Genomic DNA, 17,091 nt, shown 5'->3' on the forward strand with positions numbered 1-17,091 from the left:
AATTAGTCATTAAAATCAAAGCGTAATTTCATATTAGCTGAACCAAGAACGACCATACGTCCCAAAAGTTCCGTTTGTGCTTTAAACGCCGCCTCTGCTAATTTTTCATTTGCCTGAGTCAAATAAGCAATTTTATCTTCAGCTGTTTCAAAATTCTTATCTGTTTCATTTTGAATTTCATGGAATTTTGCCATGGTATTTAATTCAAAAGTATTTCGTAAATCAACAAATAAATCATAATTAGAATCACCAAGAACAGCTGTTGTTGCGCTCAACCAGTACATATTTGTTGGATCATATTCTCCCTTAGCATCACGATAAGAAGCTGGCGTATCATTAATTGCTGTGTAGAATGGTACAACATGATTGAAAGTGTTTGCTCCAAAAGCAAGCCATTGAACTCCTGCTAATTCATCAGGAACATTATTTCTAACTTGCAAAATATGAACACTATGATTACGATTTATTCCGATTGGACGGAAAAGTTTTCTTTCTTCTGGACTATTTGTGCTGCCGTAAGGGTCATATTTTGTATTTTCAAAATGACTTGATAAAACAAATTTCACATCTTCAACAGTAATTTTTCGACTGGCTTCACAAATGAATGGAAGTTCTTGATTTTGTGGATCTTCAGATGGATTCCCCAAGAAGTTTTGACCATACCAAGTTCGTGGATTATTATAAACAGAATCTTTGATTGAAGATGAACCAAAGATATGACGCAAATTATAATGACTTTCATAGCCCTCAAAATCAGGATTTAGATGATTTGCGTCAATTAATTGTTTCAAATCACTTGAACACATGTAATCATCATTATCAAATTTGAATTCATCAATATTCATTCGGTTTGGCGCTACAACATAAGAATCATCAGGAATACGAACTGCTGCCCAATGATGCCCACCGATTGTTTCTAACCACCAAACTTCCTCTTTGTCAGCAAAAGCAATCCCATTTGGCTCATAAGTTCCATAAGTCTTAAGTAATTGCCCCAAACGCTCAACTCCCTCACGAGCACTTTTAATGTATGGCAAAACAAGTGTTACAAGGTCTTCTTCACCCATTCCATTTTCCACATAAGGGTCAAGACCTAAGATTCTTGGATTAGTAGTAATTGTTTCTGTTGCAGACATCGCAACATTAGCACTATTAATCCCAGCCGCTGGCCAAATTCCTTCTTTTAAAACTGCATTTGGCGTTGAAGTATAACGTAATGGATTTTCAGGTAAATCTAATTCTAAATCAGATAAAACAGCTTTATAATGACGAGGTTGTTCTTCAGGTTGAATCACAATAAAGCGTTGTGGATCCAAAGCTTCGTGTCCATCGTCATTACGAGCAATCATGGTTGAACCATCAATTGATGCTCTTCTTCCCACAAGAACTGTTGTACATGAGCCTTTACGGCGATTTTCAATTTTCATTTATTTCTCCTTTATAATCTATAAAATACATTACTTAGAAACCAAGAAATTGTATTTATTATAAATACTAAATTTCAATTGGTTATTTGCCAAAATTTCTGTCAGTAAAATTTAATCAGAGCATTTTTTTAACTTCTGCAAAAATAGCCGCCTGCTCATTTTTCAATTCATTTTTGACAATTTTTTCTTCAATAATTTTTAAAATTTTACCAAGTTCTGGACCAGGTTCAAGCGAAAATTCTTCCATTAAATCTTTTCCAGCAATGACAATCTCTGATTTATCATGAATTTGAAGTTGGTTATTAATAGTGACAGCCTGTTCTCTATCAATCTTCAAACCATAAGCCACTTTTAATTCATCAACCAAAAGCACTTTTTCTAAACCGAAATGATAAAGACTCATCAAATCCCAAGAGTCAAGTTCATAAGCTGATACAAGGTCTGCTACAAATTTTGCAAATTCATTGGACACTTTCCATTTTCGCAAAAATGTTTTCACATCAACATTGGAAAATCTGGTCAGTAAAGCTGCCCATGCTTGCTCAGAATTCTGAAAATGGAAATCTACTGACAAGTCTGTCAGTACTTTTTTCAAGGCCGAATCTTGCAAATCTGGTAAATATTTATAAGCCCCTGATTTAAGCAGTAAGGTCAAACCATTTCGCCAATCCTGACCTAACAACAACTTATCAAATTCGATAAAAATTCGTTCAACTGAGATTTTTTCCAGTAAGTGAGCCGACTCGCACATGGCTAAGAAAGTTTTATTTTCAATTTGAAAGTCTAAAGTTGCTGCGAATCGCATGGCCCGCATAATCCGTAAAGCATCTTCATTAAAACGTTCCAAAGCACTGCCAACCGCTGTTAGCCTGCGTTCCTTCAAATCCGTCAGTCCATCAAACAAATCAATAATTTGTCCATTAACATCACAAGCAAAGGCATTGACCGTGAAGTCACGACGTTTTAAATCCTCTCGTAAATCTCTGACGAAATCCACATGATCTGGCCGTCTGTAATCTGTATATTTTGATTCTGTCCGAAAAGTAGTAATTTCATAATGTTCAGCTTCTGATTTTCCAGCTAAAACAAGTACTGTTCCATGTTCGATTCCCACATCAATGGTATAAGGAAAAATATCTTTAATTTCCTCTGGATATGCACTTGTTGCAATATCCACATCGTGAATCTCTCGCCCAAGCAATATATCACGTACAGAACCTCCCACAAAATAAGCTTCAAACCCATGCTCGATTATTTTTTCTAAAACCGGCTTGGCCTGTACAAACTCCTCGGGTAATTTTTCTAATTTCATATCTATTATTTTATCATTTTTTAAACAAAAACGGGGCATAGCCCCATTGTACACTTTAAAATTTTACTGACAGAAAGTTTATACAGACCTGTCAGCACTTTTAGCTCTCATCAATTTCTGTCATAAGCTAGTTCTTAAGCTTTGCCCTGTATCATTCACCTGTGAATTCGTCTTGACGCGCTGCCATATTAACCCGAGCAATCCATCAGTAATTTTATCCTATTGTTCCTCTAAATTAATCCAGTAACGACAAATTTCATCACCATCAATATCTACAATATTTTCCAAAATACCCGCATTTGCTTCAATACTTTTACGGCTCGCCAAATTCTCTTTGTCAGCAGAAATCATTACCTGAGAAATCTTACGTTTCCGATATTTAGGAAGAACAAATCTAACCATTTCTTCAGCAAAATGATGTCCTCTAAAATCAGGAGCCACACCATAACCAATATGACCACCCCATTCTAACAAAATTCCTTTTTCGATTTGCCAACGACAAGAAATTTCACCAACGATTTGCCCATTAATAAAAGCAAAATATTTAGTTGCTGTTGACCAATCGGGATTTTCAGCGAAAGTTTCTTCTCTATGAGTTTTTTCCACATAGTCCGAAAAATTTTCCAAAGAAAGCTCCGCATATGCTTTAACTGCATCGATTTTAAAAGGACTTGTATCTGTTGCCCAATTGGCAATATAAACCATAAAAGCTTCTGCATCACTTAATTCTAATCTACGAATCTCTAATTCACTCATAAAATCCCCCACTAATCATCCAGTCACAATCTACTTCGTCAGTAAATATTATAAATCCAAAAAATGTTCCAAACCATATTTTAACTCAGATACCGTCATTACCTTACGAATTCCCAAAGCAATACCAGTCATGAAACTTGACCGATCATAAGAATCATGACGTAAAGTCAGTCCTTCACCTTTTGAACCAAAAATAACCTCTTGATGAGCCACCAAACCTGGTAAACGAACCGAATGGATTCTCATTCCTTCAAGATTGGCACCACGAGCACCAGCTAACGTTTCCTTTTCATCCACTGCCCCTTGATGATGAGCCAAACGTTCCTCAGACATCAATTCTGCTGTCTTCACAGCAGTTCCAGAAGGAGCATCTTTTTTTCCATCATGGTGTAATTCAATAATTTCCACATCTGGGAAATATTTGACAGCCTGCTTAGAAAATTGCATCAATAAAACCGCGCCCAAGGCAAAATTTGGTGCAATAAGACCACCCAATTCTTTTTCTCTAGAAAATTTAATTAAATCTGCTACTTCATCATCGGTAAATCCAGTCGTTCCAACCACTGGTCTAAAGCCATTTTCTAAAGCAAAACGCGTGTTCTCATAAGCCGCTTCAGGAGCCGTTAAATCTAGCCAAATATCAGCATCAAATCCAATCAAATCCTCTTTTCGACTAAAAACAGGAACTCCAAACGCTTCTGAGACTTCTTCTTTCTTTCCTAATAAAGCCACAAGTTCAAAATTTTGAGCATTAAGAATCATTTGTACCGCAGTAGCTCCCATTTTCCCACGAAATCCAGCAACAATCACTTTAATTTTATTCAATTTCATCCCCCATTCATTTATAAAGAAATTAGTATTTTATAGAAGTAGCTATTATTTTTATTATTCAGAATATTTGTTTTTAGATAAAAACACGTAAAAAACGTGCTTTATTTTTTTGGTGAAATACCGTAAGCCACTGTATTCAAGCCCAAATGAGTTGCGATAACAGGCCCAAAAGTGACGATTTCCACATCATCAAAACCTTGAGATAAAGCATAATCATATAACTCTTGTGCCCGATCTTCAGCTCTAGTATGAATAACATAAACTTTGTAGGCCAAAGGATCTTTGGCATCTTTTAATAAAAGTTCCTTCATCCGGCTCATCGTTTTTTTCACAGTCCGAACTTTTTCAAAAACTTCAACCTTACCTTCAGTACTAAAAGTTAGCACAGGCTTAATATTTAATAAAGTCCCAAGCACAGCCGCACCATTAGACAAACGTCCACCTTTTGCTAACCAATGCAAATCATCGACAAGCATATAGGCGCGGTCACCGTCTCTTTGTTCTTCAAACTTTGCGATAATTTCTTCAAATTCGACATTAGCTTCTGCCAAATCCAATACTGTTTCCACCATATAGCCCAACGGACTTGAGGTAATAAAAGTTTCAGGAAATACTACTTTCATTTGCTCATATTCACTTTGTAAGTAAAAAATATTTTGGTAAAATCCAGAAATTGCTGCTGGCAAAAATAGACCTAAAACATGAGTATACCCTTGTTTTTCTAAGTCTTTTAAAAGGCTATCAAGTTCAGCAACTCTAGGTTGCGAAGTTTTAGGTACTTCTTGGGCTTCCGCCATAAGATCGTACCATTCTTCATGAGAAATTTTTTGCAAATCATAATCCACTCCATCAATGGAAATTGGAATATCTAAGACGAAAAGATTTTCGTAAGTTTTATATTTTTCAGCAAAATCTGCCGAAGAGTCAGTTATAACAGCTAATTTCATAAATTCTATTCTATTAATTAAAATTCCAAGTTTATTCCAGGCTGGTCTAAGGCAACCTCTGTTGTTTCATAGACCAAGCGTTTAAGAAGTTCAAACAAAGGCGCCGCAAGTTGAGCTAATTCCTCTTGTTCAAGTTCTTCTTGTTCCTTAATAATTTGTCCACGTACATAGTTCAATTGACTCACAAAACCAGAAAGTACAATATTATCTAGTACAATCAAGTAAGTCAAAACAGCGTGAATACCAGTGTCACCTTCACCAAGTTTTTCAAGTTGTTCTTTGGGAACAAGTTGAAATTGAACATTTAGATTAGTCTCAGGTGTTCCATTTTCTTTTTCCCATTCATAATTACGAGCATCATAATGAAATTGGTTAACAAATTCTTGTTCTCGTTCGATCGTTAAAGCCATTTTAAAATCCCCTATTTTTTATTATAAATTTAGTTATATCCAGATATGAACAATAAGAACATAGATTTCATCATCCAAATGCAAAGGATATTCCCCAATATTCAACTAAAATCTTAACACTACTTCATTCTACCACATCTTGAACATTTTCACGCAATAATTGTAGCATTTTTAACTCTTCTTCATTAGCCTCATATTTATCCAATAAATCTGGACGACGTTCTAAGGTTTTTCTCAAAGATTCTTTTAACCGCCATTTACGAATATTTTCATGATGACCACTCATTAGCACCTCAGGAACTTTCATCCCTCTAAAATCTTCTGGGCGAGTATATTGCGGATATTCTAAAAGTCCACTAGAAAAAGAATCGTCTTCATGGCTAGCCACTTTTCCTAAAACACCTGGAATTAAACGCACAACCGCATCAACCATCACCGTTGCTGCAACTTCTCCACCAGTTAAAACAAAATCTCCCAATGAGATTTCATCCGTCACCAATGTTTTAATACGTTCGTCGTAGCCTTCATAATGTCCACAAATAAAAATTAATTGCTTTTCTTGAGACAATTCTTCAGCCATTTTTTGGTCAAATTTTTTCCCAGCTGGGTCTAAAAGAATAACACGCGCAGGTTTTTCAGACTTCTGAGGTATTTTATCTATTGTGTCAAAGATTGGCTGTGGCATTAATAACATCCCTTGCCCACCACCATAAGGCATATCATCAACATGACGTTGTTTATTCGTCGCATTTTCCCGAAAATCATGTGTATGTAGCTCCAAAATACCTTTATCTTGAGCTTTACCTACAATTGATTGATTAAGTGGGCCAAACATTTCCGGAAAGATACTTAAAATATCAATTCTCATATTTCTAGTCATCCAATCCTTCCATAATCGATACGTCCACTCGGTGTTGACTCACATCTACATTTAAGATAACTGGCGGAATATAAGGCAATAATAAATCACGTTTTCCTTTACGTTTAACAACCCAAACATCATTGGCGCCTGGTTGAAGTATTTCAGAAATTTGACCAATTAGGACATCATTTTCATAAACATCACTGCCAATAATTTCATGATAGTAAAATTCGCCATCCTCTAAATCCTCTTGGTTTTCTTCTGCAATTTTGACAATATATCCCTTATACTTTTCAACATCATTAATATGATAAAATCCTTCAAATTTAACGACATAAAAATTCTTTTGGGGGCGACCAGATTTTACCTTTAAATCTTGAAGATAATTATCCTTATCATCAAAAAGTGCCAAAACTGAACCTTTTGAAAAGCGTTCTTGAGCAAAATCTGTCGATGGCATCACGCGAACCTCTCCTTGAAGTCCTTGTGTGTTAACAATTGTTCCTACCTTGTAAAATTTTTCCATTCTACAATTATACCATACCTCATAAGCCCTGATTTAAATGAAACTATTTTTAAGTATATTTTATAATTAGAATTTCTTTTTATAAAAAAATAAAGCAAGAAAACTCTCTCTTGCTTTTTTAATAACATAAATTATTTATCATATAAATCAGACTATTTACTATTAAGTTCGATGTCTTTAATGATAGTTGCATCAATTCCTTTAACAACCGTTGAAATAAATCCCTCATCTTCTAGAGCAATCAAACCAGCAACTGTTGTCCCACCTGGAGAAGAAACTCGATCAATCAAGGTCCACGGATTTTCAGCACTCTCAAGAATCATCGCTGCACTCCCTAAGACAGCTTGAGCAGCAATTTGAGTTGCTAGATCTTTTGGAAGTCCATTTTTTACACCTGCACGAGCGATACTATCAATGAAAAGATAAGCATAAGCAGGAGAGCTTCCAGCTAGAGCAGTGAAGTTTGAAAAATCCTTTTCCGGTAAAATCCAAGCCATACCGAGGGACTGAAACATATTTTGAACATAACTTACTTGCTCTTTACTTGCAAATTCATTTCCACAAACCGCAGCAGCCCCTTTACCAATCATGGCATTAACGTTTGGCATAACTCGAATGATAGAAATTTCTTCTTTACTCCTTAAAAATGTTGATAATTTTTCTATTGGCGTTCCAGCAGCAATTGAAATAAGTAAGGGTCTTTTCTCAATAATTAACTCTCTAGTTTCATTTAATATTTTTTCAATAATATTTGGCTTAACTGAAAGAACAACTACATCCACTGATCGAATTAATTCATCATTGGAGCGACAAACATTTGCTCCAATTTCCTTTGAAAATTCTGTTACCTTATCAGTCATCACATCAAAGAGATAGATATTTTTAGCTTTAATAAATTCTTTTTCAATAATTCCCTTTATAATTGCTGACGCCATATTTCCTGTTCCAATAAATCCAATTTTCATGTTTTTCTTCTTTCTATTTTAGAACTTTTAAAGTTCCGTTATAACTACTTTTTTAATCTTTCAAATGTAATTTTATACTTGATCAACTTTTCTTAATGATTCTTTTATTTCTTTTATTTCTTCAAATTTAGATGGACGATTAATTAAGATAATTGATAAGCATACTAAAGCTAATCCTACCATTAAGGAAACAGTAACACTTTCTCCCAAAAGAACCGCCAGAATACTACCAGAAATTGGCATAATAAATTTATAAACCGTAATTTCCCCTAAATTTCCGTATTGAGCAGCCCAATACCATAAGCTAAATGGAATTGCTGATGCTGCAGCTAGAATCATCAATAAAGCTCCACCAGTTACAGTCCAATTTATTGCAGATAAACGACCACCCATAATAAAACCAATTATATATAATCCTAACGAACCAATGATTAAGTTCCAACCAGTCATTACAAAAGAATTTAAAGTTGAACCGATTCTTTTAGCTAGCATTGTAGCCAAAGCTGCTAGTAAACCATATATCAACATAAATCCCTCTCCTGTAAGTGAAAATGAAAACATATCACTTAAATGTACCCCACCAGTTAACTGAGAAATAATTAACCCAATGAAACCAACAACCAATCCAATCACCTTGATTGGAGTTAATTTATCATTTTTATAGGCAAAGTGAGCTAAAATTGCTGCAAAAAATATGGTGGATTGAGCCAAAATTGTTGAATTTATTGTCGAAGTAATATTGACATTTGCAATGTTAAAAAAGAAATAAGCTGCTGTAGTAGATAGAAGTCCCATAATAATGACTTCTTTCCATTGTCTCTTTTTAATATTGAATATGTTTTGTTTGATAAATTTTGCAAAAATCAGTGTCATGATCCCAGCAATAAAGAAACGAAGACTTATTGTCGCCAAAACCTGCCCCAGATAATGATTCCCAAAAATTTCCGGAGAAATTTTCATCTCAGTATTCATCACTTTGATAAGTTTAAAAGGGGTCCCCCAAATAATGTTAGCAATAACCGCAGCAACAGCAATTGTTGTTGCTTTAGGTACATTTTTCTTAAGTGCATCTGTCATATAGTTCCTCCAAATACTAAATTAATATTGCTCATTTTTTCACAATATTTTCATCTGCACTCATAATTATAATGAATCACTTGCAAAAATTAAATCTGTCAGATATACTTTTCTTAGTAGGTTATTTTAAGATTGGAAAAAAGATGTATAAAGTATCTAGAGAACAATTCACCCATTTTTGGGACTTTTTAAAGACACTTGATTGCTATATAAAAAGCGAATCAGGAATGATTGAAGAACTAGAAGAATTTGCGAATAATCCAAATCGGGAAATTGCAGCTTTAGTTTGTCAAAATACTTCAGGTTTATTAACCTATTCTGCTCCTTACATTAGAATTATTTATGTTCTGTCAGGTAAAATATCCCTTTACCTAGATAACAAGAAATCAATTTATCAAGAAGGAAGTCTTATTCTGGCTAATAAATGGACAAAAATTGATTATCAAGAGTTATCAGATGAGACAGTCATCATTGGTTTTTATTTTAAACCTGAATATTTTGATGATTCTCTCCTCAGTCAAATCATTGAAGAACCGATGCTTTATCGCTTCTTTGTTGAAAGTATTGAAAAAGATAATGAGCAAATAAGTCACTTCTGTATCTATCAATTCACAATTCTTGAGGATACACACTTTTACGCCTTACTCCTTTTAAAACAAGTTGTAAAGATGTGTTACTTTAATAATAAAGTTACAAAAGCTGCCTTTATTTTATTGATTGTTGAGTTAAGTCATCATTCTGAAGAGTATTTAATCCTTAAAGATTCCAACATTTCCTCTAGTGTACTTATAAAAGAAATTCTTTCCTACATTGAAAATAATATTCGTACAGCAAGCTTAGAGGAATTATCTACCAAATTTTATTTTCATCCCAATTATCTTTCTTCGCTTATCAAGCATCAAACCGGTTTAAGCTATTCCACTTGGCTTACCACTTATCGAATTAAGCACGCTAAAAATTATCTTACTCAAACTAATTTATCTATCCAGGAAATTCTCGGAAAAATCGGATATTCAGACAAGACCTATTTTTTTAAACTTTTTAAAACACAAGTTGGAATGACTCCTGGAGAATATCGAAAACAAAATAAAATTATTTTCTGATTTTATTAAAAAAAGAGCCATTCAAATTGAATGACTCTTTTTTTTATATTTACCTTGATACTAATTAAAAATTTTATTTTAGAAAAAAATCTTTAGTTCTTTCAATAAAATTCTCTGCCTCTGTATCTAAATGGAGTGCATGGTAACCATCTTCAATCTCTATTAATTCTAAGTTTTTCCCAGCATTGTTTGCAAATGAACGAATAGCCACGGGAGAACAAATCTGATCTGATTCACCACAGAATAATAAAGTTGGTATTTTCAAATTTCCAACTTGACTTTGCGCAAAACGCCCCGCTTCCATAATCTGTGAAAAGAGCCGCAAAGAAAGAAGTTCGTGGTAAATTCCATCTTTAGTTACTAAATTTACTAAATCATTTCGGTGAGAAATGGATTCAACTTTTAAACCAGTACGAACTCGAATTTTTGGGCTTATTTTTCCTAAAAAACCTGCCAGTCTTTGAAGCAGGACGGTTGGTGGATTTGTCAGCGCTAGCCAAGGAGATTCAATTACTGCTTTTTGGTAAAGTTTTTGATTTTCAATATTTCTCAGAAGAACATTGAGTGAAATATTTCCCCCCATACTATGTCCAAACAGATAAACCGGTAGTTTTGGATACTTTTTACCAATTATCTTCCTCACTTCTAAGACATCACTAATTAGGCTCTCGTAGGCTCTAGCACGTCCTTGAAGTTTTGGGTTAGCAGCTGCTAAAACACCATGCCCTCTCTGATCGTGCATTACGCAAATAAAACCAGCATTGATTAATTCATTAATTAAATAGAGATAGTGACCTGTGTATTCACCAAATCCATGAACTAATTGTACTACCGCTTTTGCTTTTTGTTCTGGCTCAAAAATTCCAAGGCGAATTCGGTAATGGTCTTTCATTGAAATAATTTCATACTGTTTTTTCATTGGATTTCCTTACTATTTTTAGCATATTATGAACCATTATAACAAATCCTATTTCTCTTTAGTAATGTTATAAAATTTAAAGACAAAAACTAATAAAATAATGATTTTATTTCTCAGAGCCTATTTTGGTCAACTACTTCACTTAATACTCTAGTAAAGTCTAAAGAGTCATTAAAAGGATGAACAAAATCAAATGTTTCTCCGCCATTTTCAACAAATACTTCTTTATTTTCAATTTCTAATTCAAATAAAGTTTCTAAACAATCTGCAACGAATGCTGGTGAACAGATCAATACTTTTTTAGCATTTTCTTTGGGAAGTTCAGCAACTCTATCAATAGTCGCAGGTTCTAACCATTTTTCAGGACCAAATTTTGATTGATAAGTATGCTCGTACTCTTCTTCCCTCAAACCAAGTTTACTTACTACCAGACGTGTTGTTTCTTTACATTGCTCTTCATAAGCATCTTTTTTCTTGGTCACGTAGGACAAGGGAATTCCATGATAGCTAAGGACCAATTTATCATAGTCATTTGCTTGCCACTTTTCTCTAATAGACTCTGCCAATAAATCGCTATAAGATTCTACTTTGTGGAAATCTCTAATTACTTTTATCTTATCATCAATTTTTTTAACTTGTTGAATTACAGGTTCAACTGTTGTTAAAGAATATTGAGGGTAAAGTGGAAGAACAGTAATTTCTTCAACACCAGATTCTTTCATCTCAGCGATTACTTTATCAATGCGTGGCTCTCCGTAAGTCATGGCAAAACGAACATCAAAATCTTCGCGCATATCCTGTAGTTGCTTTGCTTGTGCTACTGTGTAAATCATCAAAGGGGAACCTTCATCTGTCCAGATTTTTTTATACATCTCTGCTGATTTTTGCGGTCTAACTTTTAAAATAATTCCATTTAAAATCGGCAACAAAGCCATCTTGGTTTTTGTATAACAAGAGGGTCACCCAAAAATTCTTTTAAATAATCCCTCACATCATCTGCTTCACATGAGCGCGGAGTTCCCAAAGCTACTAATAAGATTCCTTTTTTCTTATCCATTATTCCACCTATATAAAAAATCAGTTTATTTATATTTATAACCGATTGTATCTACAATTGTTAATCAATATTTTTCATTCTAGCATAATTTTTCATACAATTAAAGTGAATCTTAAAGAAGTCTTTGATTATTATTAGGAATATTCGTCTAATCTAAAAAACCTCACTCTTCCAACTCTTTTAATATTTAATTTACTTTAAAATAAGTAAAATCCGAATCAGTAGCAAAAATAAAAGACCCACTAAGTGAGCCTTTAATTCTTATTGATCAACAAGAAGTCGAACTTTTTTTCCTTCTACAGGAACAAAGTAAACCACTGTGCGAATTGCTTGAATAATCCGACCTTGACGTCCGATAATTCGACCGATATCACCCTCCGCAACTTTAAGGTGATATTCCATAAATTCCTCACCCTCAATGAGTTCCAAAGAGACTTCATCTGGTTGAGTAACCAATGGTTTAACAATTGTTAGAACTAATTCTTTCACATCTTTTTGCATTTCTTACCTCTACTCTAACTTGAAAAATCTTCAAGTTCAATATATGTGATTTCTTTATTCACGAAAAGCTGCTAAAAAGCAGCTTATCTCAAAAATTATTTAGAAAGTTTTGATTCGTGGAATTTTTTCATAACACCAGCTTTTGAAAGAAGGTTACGAACTGTATCTGAAGGTTGTGCTCCTTTGCTCAACCATTCCAATACGCGTTCTTCTTTAAGAGTTACTTGTTCTTCAGTTACAAGTGGGTTATAAGTCCCAACTGTTTCGATGAATTTACCATCACGTGGAGCACGTGAATCAGCAACATTGATACGGTAGAAAGGTTTTTTCTTAGAACCCATACGAGTCAAACGAATTTTTACAGACATTTTATATTTCCTATTTCTATTTTTATTATATTTAATATTATAGCAGACTAATTTCGGCCTGTCAAGAAAAAATCTTGACAGTTCTTTTTTAGTTTCTGAGACTATTTAATAAACGGCGAGCTACTTCTTGATTCATCACTTTTTCCTGCCGAAGTTGCTGACTTATGACTGCTATCTCATCTGCTTTTGCACCCACGGATAATGCCAAAGAGCGAGCCTGTAAGCTCATATGTCCTTGTTGAATTCCTTCTGAAACAAGTGCGCGCAAAGCTGCTAAATTTTGTGCTAAACCAACTGCGGCGATAACTTTGGCCAGTTCTCTAGCATCTGTGATTCCTAAAATTTCCATTGCCGCTTGTGCTTTAGGTAAGACTTTCACCCCACCACCAACGGTCGCCACAGGTAAAGGAATTTCTAACTCTCCAAATAACTTTTCGGCATGAACTTCCCATTTAGCCAAACCTTGATATGTTCCTTCTTTTGCTGCATAAGCATGAATTGCTGCTGAAATAGCTCGCGTATCATTTCCTGTTGCAAGAATTACAGCATTAATCCCATTCATAATCCCTTTATTGTGTGTGCTAGCACGGTAAGGATCAATTTTTGAGTATTGTGAAGCAACTGCAATTTTTTGAGCAATTTCTAAACCATTTGTTTTTTTTGAAAGAGCATCAACTGAAATTTCACAGCTCACCTTTACTAAAGATTCAGTTGCATAGTTTGAAAGGATGCTAAACAGAATTTTTTCCTCAGAAAACCAGCCACGAAAAAGTTCTGCTACACCTTCTAATATAGAATTAATAATATTGGCACCCATTGCATCTTTGACATCCACTTTGAAATCAACTGAAATAAATTTCTCACTTGAAAAAAGTCTGCTCGAAATTTCTCTCAAACCGCCCCCACGCTTAATAATTGAAGGATAGGAAAGCTTAGCTTGTTCAAATATTTCATTTTTGCATTCAGATATTTTCTTAATAATTTCTTCTGGTTTCTTTACGTCATAAAATACAATTTGCCCACGCATTAACCGTTCATCTATTTTAGCCGTAAAACTTTCCGCTATTTTTGCTCCATTACTCGCAGCAGCTATAACTGATGGTTCTTCTGTAACCATCGGAACGATGTATTCTTTTCCATTAATGACAAAATTTTGAGCAAGTCCCATTGGCAATTCAAATTCGGAAATTTGATTTTCAATTAGATTGTTTAAAATATTTGTATCTAAAGCCATTTCACTCAAAACTTCCTGAGTATCTTCTGACAGATTCAATGAATCTAATCGCTCTTTGGGCGACATTTGATAAAATTTTTTTCTCATATTTTCCAAAAATGCCCAGATAAGCTGGGCAATTCCTCCATTAATTTCTTAAAAATTACTTGTTTAAACCACAATAATTTTTAAAGGTTAGGATTTTTTAAAAGAACAGCCAAACCTAGGCCTCCACCGATACAAAGACTAGCAATTCCATAGCGTTTTTGCTCACGTTTTAAGGCATAAGACAAAGTCGTGAGAATTTTAGAACCACTTGAACCGATAGCATGACCTAATGCAATTGCACCACCATAAATGTTAACTTGTGATTCATTTAAACCAAGTTCACGATTGACAGCAAGACTTGATGCTGCAAATGCTTCATTAATTTCAAACAGGTCAATATCTGAAAGTTCAAGCTCTGAACGATTAATTAATTTTTTGATAGCTTCAATTGGTGAAACTCCCATAATAGCAGGGTCAATTCCAACTTCCGTACTATCAACTAGTTCTGCAAGGTACGGAATCCCATTTTTTTCAGCATAATCTTTTGTTGCAAGAATGACAGCTGAAGCTCCATCATTAACAGGAGAAGAATTACCTGCTGTCACAGTTCCATTTTCTTTGAAAACTGTCCTTAAAGTGGCTAATTTTTCTAAACTAGAAGAAGGACGTGGTGTTTCGTCGACTCCGACTTCTCCAATCGCAACAATCTCTTCTTTAAAAATTCCGGCTTGACTTGCAGCGACCGCTTTTTCTTGAGAGTTTTGTGCAAAAGCGTCTTGGTCTGCTCGACTTATATCAAATTGCTCAGCAATAGTTTCACCAATAATCCCCATAGAAATTCCTGAGAAGGCATCAACTAAGCCATCATTTAACATACTTAATGTTTCTTCTTGAGTTTTTCGATTCTTTATAATTGGGGCATTAGACATAGATTCTGTCCCACCAGCGATTACAACTTCTGCTTCACCAAGCTGTAAAAGTTGTTTGGCTAAAATCACTGCTTTCATCCCTGAACCACAAACTTCGTTGATTGTTGAAGCGGGCACTGTATTAGATAGACCACTATGAATCGCAATTTGACGTGCTATATTTTGACCATTACCAGCTTGAAGAACATTTCCAAAAATAACTTGTTCAACATCTGATTTTATATTTTCATGTTTTGACAATAAGTTTGAAACAACATGTGTTCCAAGTTCTGCTGCTGAATATTCAGCAAGAGCACCGTCGTATCTTCCAACTGGTGTTCTTAAGGCGTCAATGATTACAATTTCTTTCACGAATGAACCTCCGAAAGCCATTATAGCATATTTTAAACTACTTTTGTCAAAGTCTCTTTACATTAAATTAATAAACAATATCTAATCAATGACTCTATTCAAGCATTTTTTGTACCATTTAAAATACAAACTAATTTACTTAATTCCAATTTTTATTAATTAAACAAAAAATTAAATGTGTGTATTTTATAGAAAGAAAATATCTTAGCAAAGAATTTAACGTATTTTTATGATAAAATTAAAGCATTCCAAAGACATTGAAAGGAGTTCCTTTCTTTATATAATAATAAGTGAGGAAATTTTTAAAATATGAAAGTCGGTATAGATAAACTTGGATTTTTTGTCCCAAATACTTTTGTTGATATGAGAGATTTAGCAAATGCTCGTAATGTTGACCCTGCAAAATTCCAAATTGGTATTGGGCAAGATGAAATGGCAGTCAATCCTGCTACTCAAGATATTATTACTTTTGCTGCTAACGCGGCAGCAAGTATTTTGACTGAGGAAGATAAAAAAACCATTGATATGGTCATCGTTGGTACTGAATCAAGTCTTGATGAATCAAAGGCCTCAGCCGTTGTTGTTCACGATTTGCTTGGTATTCAACCTTTTGCTCGAAGCATTGAAATGAAAGAGGCTTGTTATGCAACCACTGCTGGCCTTGCTCTTGCTCGCGACCATGTTCTTTTAAATCCTGAAACAAAAGTTTTAGTTATTGCCTCTGATATTGCCAAATATGGTCTAAATACTGGTGGAGAACCTACTCAGGGAGCTGGAAGTGTTGCAATGCTTATCACGGCCAATCCTAAAATTTTAGCCTTAAATAATGATAATGTTGCTTTAACTCAAGACATCTATGATTTTTGGCGTCCTTCTGGTCAAGCTTACCCTTCTGTTGATGGTAAATTTTCAAACGAAACATATATTGATGCTTTTGCTAAAATCTGGAAAGAGTATAGCAATAGAACAAATTTAAAGTTTGAAGATTTTGCAGCTATCGCTTTTCATACCCCTTATACTAAAATGGGTAAAAAAGCTTTATTGCCAATGCTTGAATCTGAAAAACCAGCCAATGCTGAAGAATTAATGGAACAATTTGAACGTGGTATCGTTTATAATCGTCGTGTGGGTAATCTATATACCGGTTCTCTTTATTTGAGTTTGATTTCACTTTTGGAAAACTCTGATAAATTGAGTGCTGGTCAGCGTATTGGACTTTTTAGTTATGGTTCTGGTACCGTTGCTGAGTTTTTCTCTGGTGAACTTGTTGGAGGTTATGAAAATCATTTACTTAAAATTGAACATCAATCAATGTTGGATGCAAGAACCCGTTTATCAATTCCTGAATACGAAAACATGTTCAATCAATATTTAGATTTGAATCATAATATTTCTTTCAATGATGAGACAGATTACTCCGTTTCAGAAGTCGTTGATAATCACCGTAAGTATAAAAAAAGATAAAAAAAATACTGACAGAATTTCTGTC

General features: G+C 34.3%; 17 protein-coding genes and 1 pseudogene. 2 read left to right on the forward strand and 16 right to left on the reverse strand.

Features of this window, described 5'->3' with window-relative positions; all coding sequences use genetic code 11:
* Positions 1-2 precede the first annotated feature (2 nt).
* From ACRYLU_RS07585 to ACRYLU_RS07630, 10 genes are all read right to left on the reverse strand, one after another.
* Entirely contained in the window at positions 3-1,427 is a 1,425-nt protein-coding gene (locus ACRYLU_RS07585; RefSeq protein WP_038601496.1) for a C69 family dipeptidase, read from the reverse strand.
* Between the two features lie 115 nt (positions 1,428-1,542).
* Positions 1,543-2,739: a CCA tRNA nucleotidyltransferase gene (locus ACRYLU_RS07590; protein ID WP_025016691.1), complete on the reverse strand. Its 1,197-nt coding sequence runs from the start codon at positions 2,737-2,739 to the stop codon at positions 1,543-1,545.
* A gap of 219 nt (positions 2,740-2,958) precedes the next feature.
* Positions 2,959-3,495, reverse strand: coding sequence for a GNAT family N-acetyltransferase (locus ACRYLU_RS07595; RefSeq protein WP_015426723.1), 537 nt, complete (start codon positions 3,493-3,495; stop codon positions 2,959-2,961).
* Positions 3,496-3,543: 48 nt separating this feature from the next.
* The gene (gene dapB, locus ACRYLU_RS07600; protein WP_195927561.1) at positions 3,544-4,326 is read right to left on the reverse strand and encodes a 4-hydroxy-tetrahydrodipicolinate reductase; all 783 of its coding nucleotides are present in this window, start codon (positions 4,324-4,326) and stop codon (positions 3,544-3,546) included.
* A gap of 101 nt (positions 4,327-4,427) precedes the next feature.
* Positions 4,428-5,273 (reverse strand): DegV family protein, encoded by an 846-nt coding sequence (locus ACRYLU_RS07605; RefSeq protein ID WP_038601498.1) that lies wholly within the window; start codon positions 5,271-5,273, stop codon positions 4,428-4,430.
* Between the two features lie 17 nt (positions 5,274-5,290).
* A complete protein-coding gene (locus ACRYLU_RS07610) occupies positions 5,291-5,683 on the reverse strand; it encodes a DUF1149 family protein (protein ID WP_015426726.1) in 393 nt (130 codons plus the stop codon).
* Between the two features lie 124 nt (positions 5,684-5,807).
* Entirely contained in the window at positions 5,808-6,551 is a 744-nt protein-coding gene (gene trmD / locus ACRYLU_RS07615; RefSeq protein ID WP_195362995.1) for a tRNA (guanosine(37)-N1)-methyltransferase TrmD, read from the reverse strand.
* Positions 6,552-6,555: 4 nt separating this feature from the next.
* Positions 6,556-7,071: a ribosome maturation factor RimM gene (gene rimM / locus ACRYLU_RS07620; protein ID WP_260311118.1), complete on the reverse strand. Its 516-nt coding sequence runs from the start codon at positions 7,069-7,071 to the stop codon at positions 6,556-6,558.
* Positions 7,072-7,223: 152 nt separating this feature from the next.
* A complete protein-coding gene (proC, locus tag ACRYLU_RS07625) occupies positions 7,224-8,036 on the reverse strand; it encodes a pyrroline-5-carboxylate reductase (protein WP_038601500.1) in 813 nt (270 codons plus the stop codon).
* A 72-nt stretch (positions 8,037-8,108) separates the two neighbouring features.
* Positions 8,109-9,113: a DMT family transporter gene (locus ACRYLU_RS07630; RefSeq protein ID WP_080739869.1), complete on the reverse strand. Its 1,005-nt coding sequence runs from the start codon at positions 9,111-9,113 to the stop codon at positions 8,109-8,111.
* A 227-nt stretch (positions 9,114-9,340) separates the two neighbouring features.
* Between ACRYLU_RS07630 and ACRYLU_RS07635 the strand changes: the two genes are divergently transcribed.
* Positions 9,341-10,216, forward strand: coding sequence for a helix-turn-helix domain-containing protein (locus ACRYLU_RS07635; protein ID WP_229049651.1), 876 nt, complete (start codon positions 9,341-9,343; stop codon positions 10,214-10,216).
* Positions 10,217-10,289: 73 nt separating this feature from the next.
* Here the strand turns inward: ACRYLU_RS07635 and ACRYLU_RS07640 are convergent, their stop codons facing one another.
* The 6 genes and pseudogenes from ACRYLU_RS07640 to ACRYLU_RS07665 form a co-directional block, all read right to left on the reverse strand.
* Positions 10,290-11,135 (reverse strand): alpha/beta hydrolase, encoded by an 846-nt coding sequence (locus ACRYLU_RS07640; protein ID WP_260311115.1) that lies wholly within the window; start codon positions 11,133-11,135, stop codon positions 10,290-10,292.
* A 113-nt stretch (positions 11,136-11,248) separates the two neighbouring features.
* Positions 11,249-12,192, reverse strand: a pseudogene (hemH, locus tag ACRYLU_RS07645) (ferrochelatase).
* 261 nt (positions 12,193-12,453) lie between these two features.
* Positions 12,454-12,693 (reverse strand): KH domain-containing protein, encoded by a 240-nt coding sequence (locus ACRYLU_RS07650; RefSeq protein ID WP_003130710.1) that lies wholly within the window; start codon positions 12,691-12,693, stop codon positions 12,454-12,456.
* A 95-nt stretch (positions 12,694-12,788) separates the two neighbouring features.
* Positions 12,789-13,061, reverse strand: coding sequence for a 30S ribosomal protein S16 (gene rpsP, locus ACRYLU_RS07655; RefSeq protein WP_003130711.1), 273 nt, complete (start codon positions 13,059-13,061; stop codon positions 12,789-12,791).
* 88 nt (positions 13,062-13,149) lie between these two features.
* The gene (locus ACRYLU_RS07660; RefSeq protein WP_010906035.1) at positions 13,150-14,382 is read right to left on the reverse strand and encodes a hydroxymethylglutaryl-CoA reductase, degradative; all 1,233 of its coding nucleotides are present in this window, start codon (positions 14,380-14,382) and stop codon (positions 13,150-13,152) included.
* Positions 14,383-14,462: 80 nt separating this feature from the next.
* A complete protein-coding gene (locus ACRYLU_RS07665; RefSeq protein WP_260311114.1) occupies positions 14,463-15,602 on the reverse strand; it encodes a thiolase family protein in 1,140 nt (379 codons plus the stop codon).
* 309 nt (positions 15,603-15,911) lie between these two features.
* Between ACRYLU_RS07665 and ACRYLU_RS07670 the strand changes: the two genes are divergently transcribed.
* Positions 15,912-17,066, forward strand: coding sequence for a hydroxymethylglutaryl-CoA synthase (locus ACRYLU_RS07670; RefSeq protein ID WP_104141620.1), 1,155 nt, complete (start codon positions 15,912-15,914; stop codon positions 17,064-17,066).
* The last annotated feature ends 25 nt before the right edge of the window (positions 17,067-17,091 follow it).

It is taken from the genome of Lactococcus sp. KTH0-1S (genome assembly GCF_052544945.1).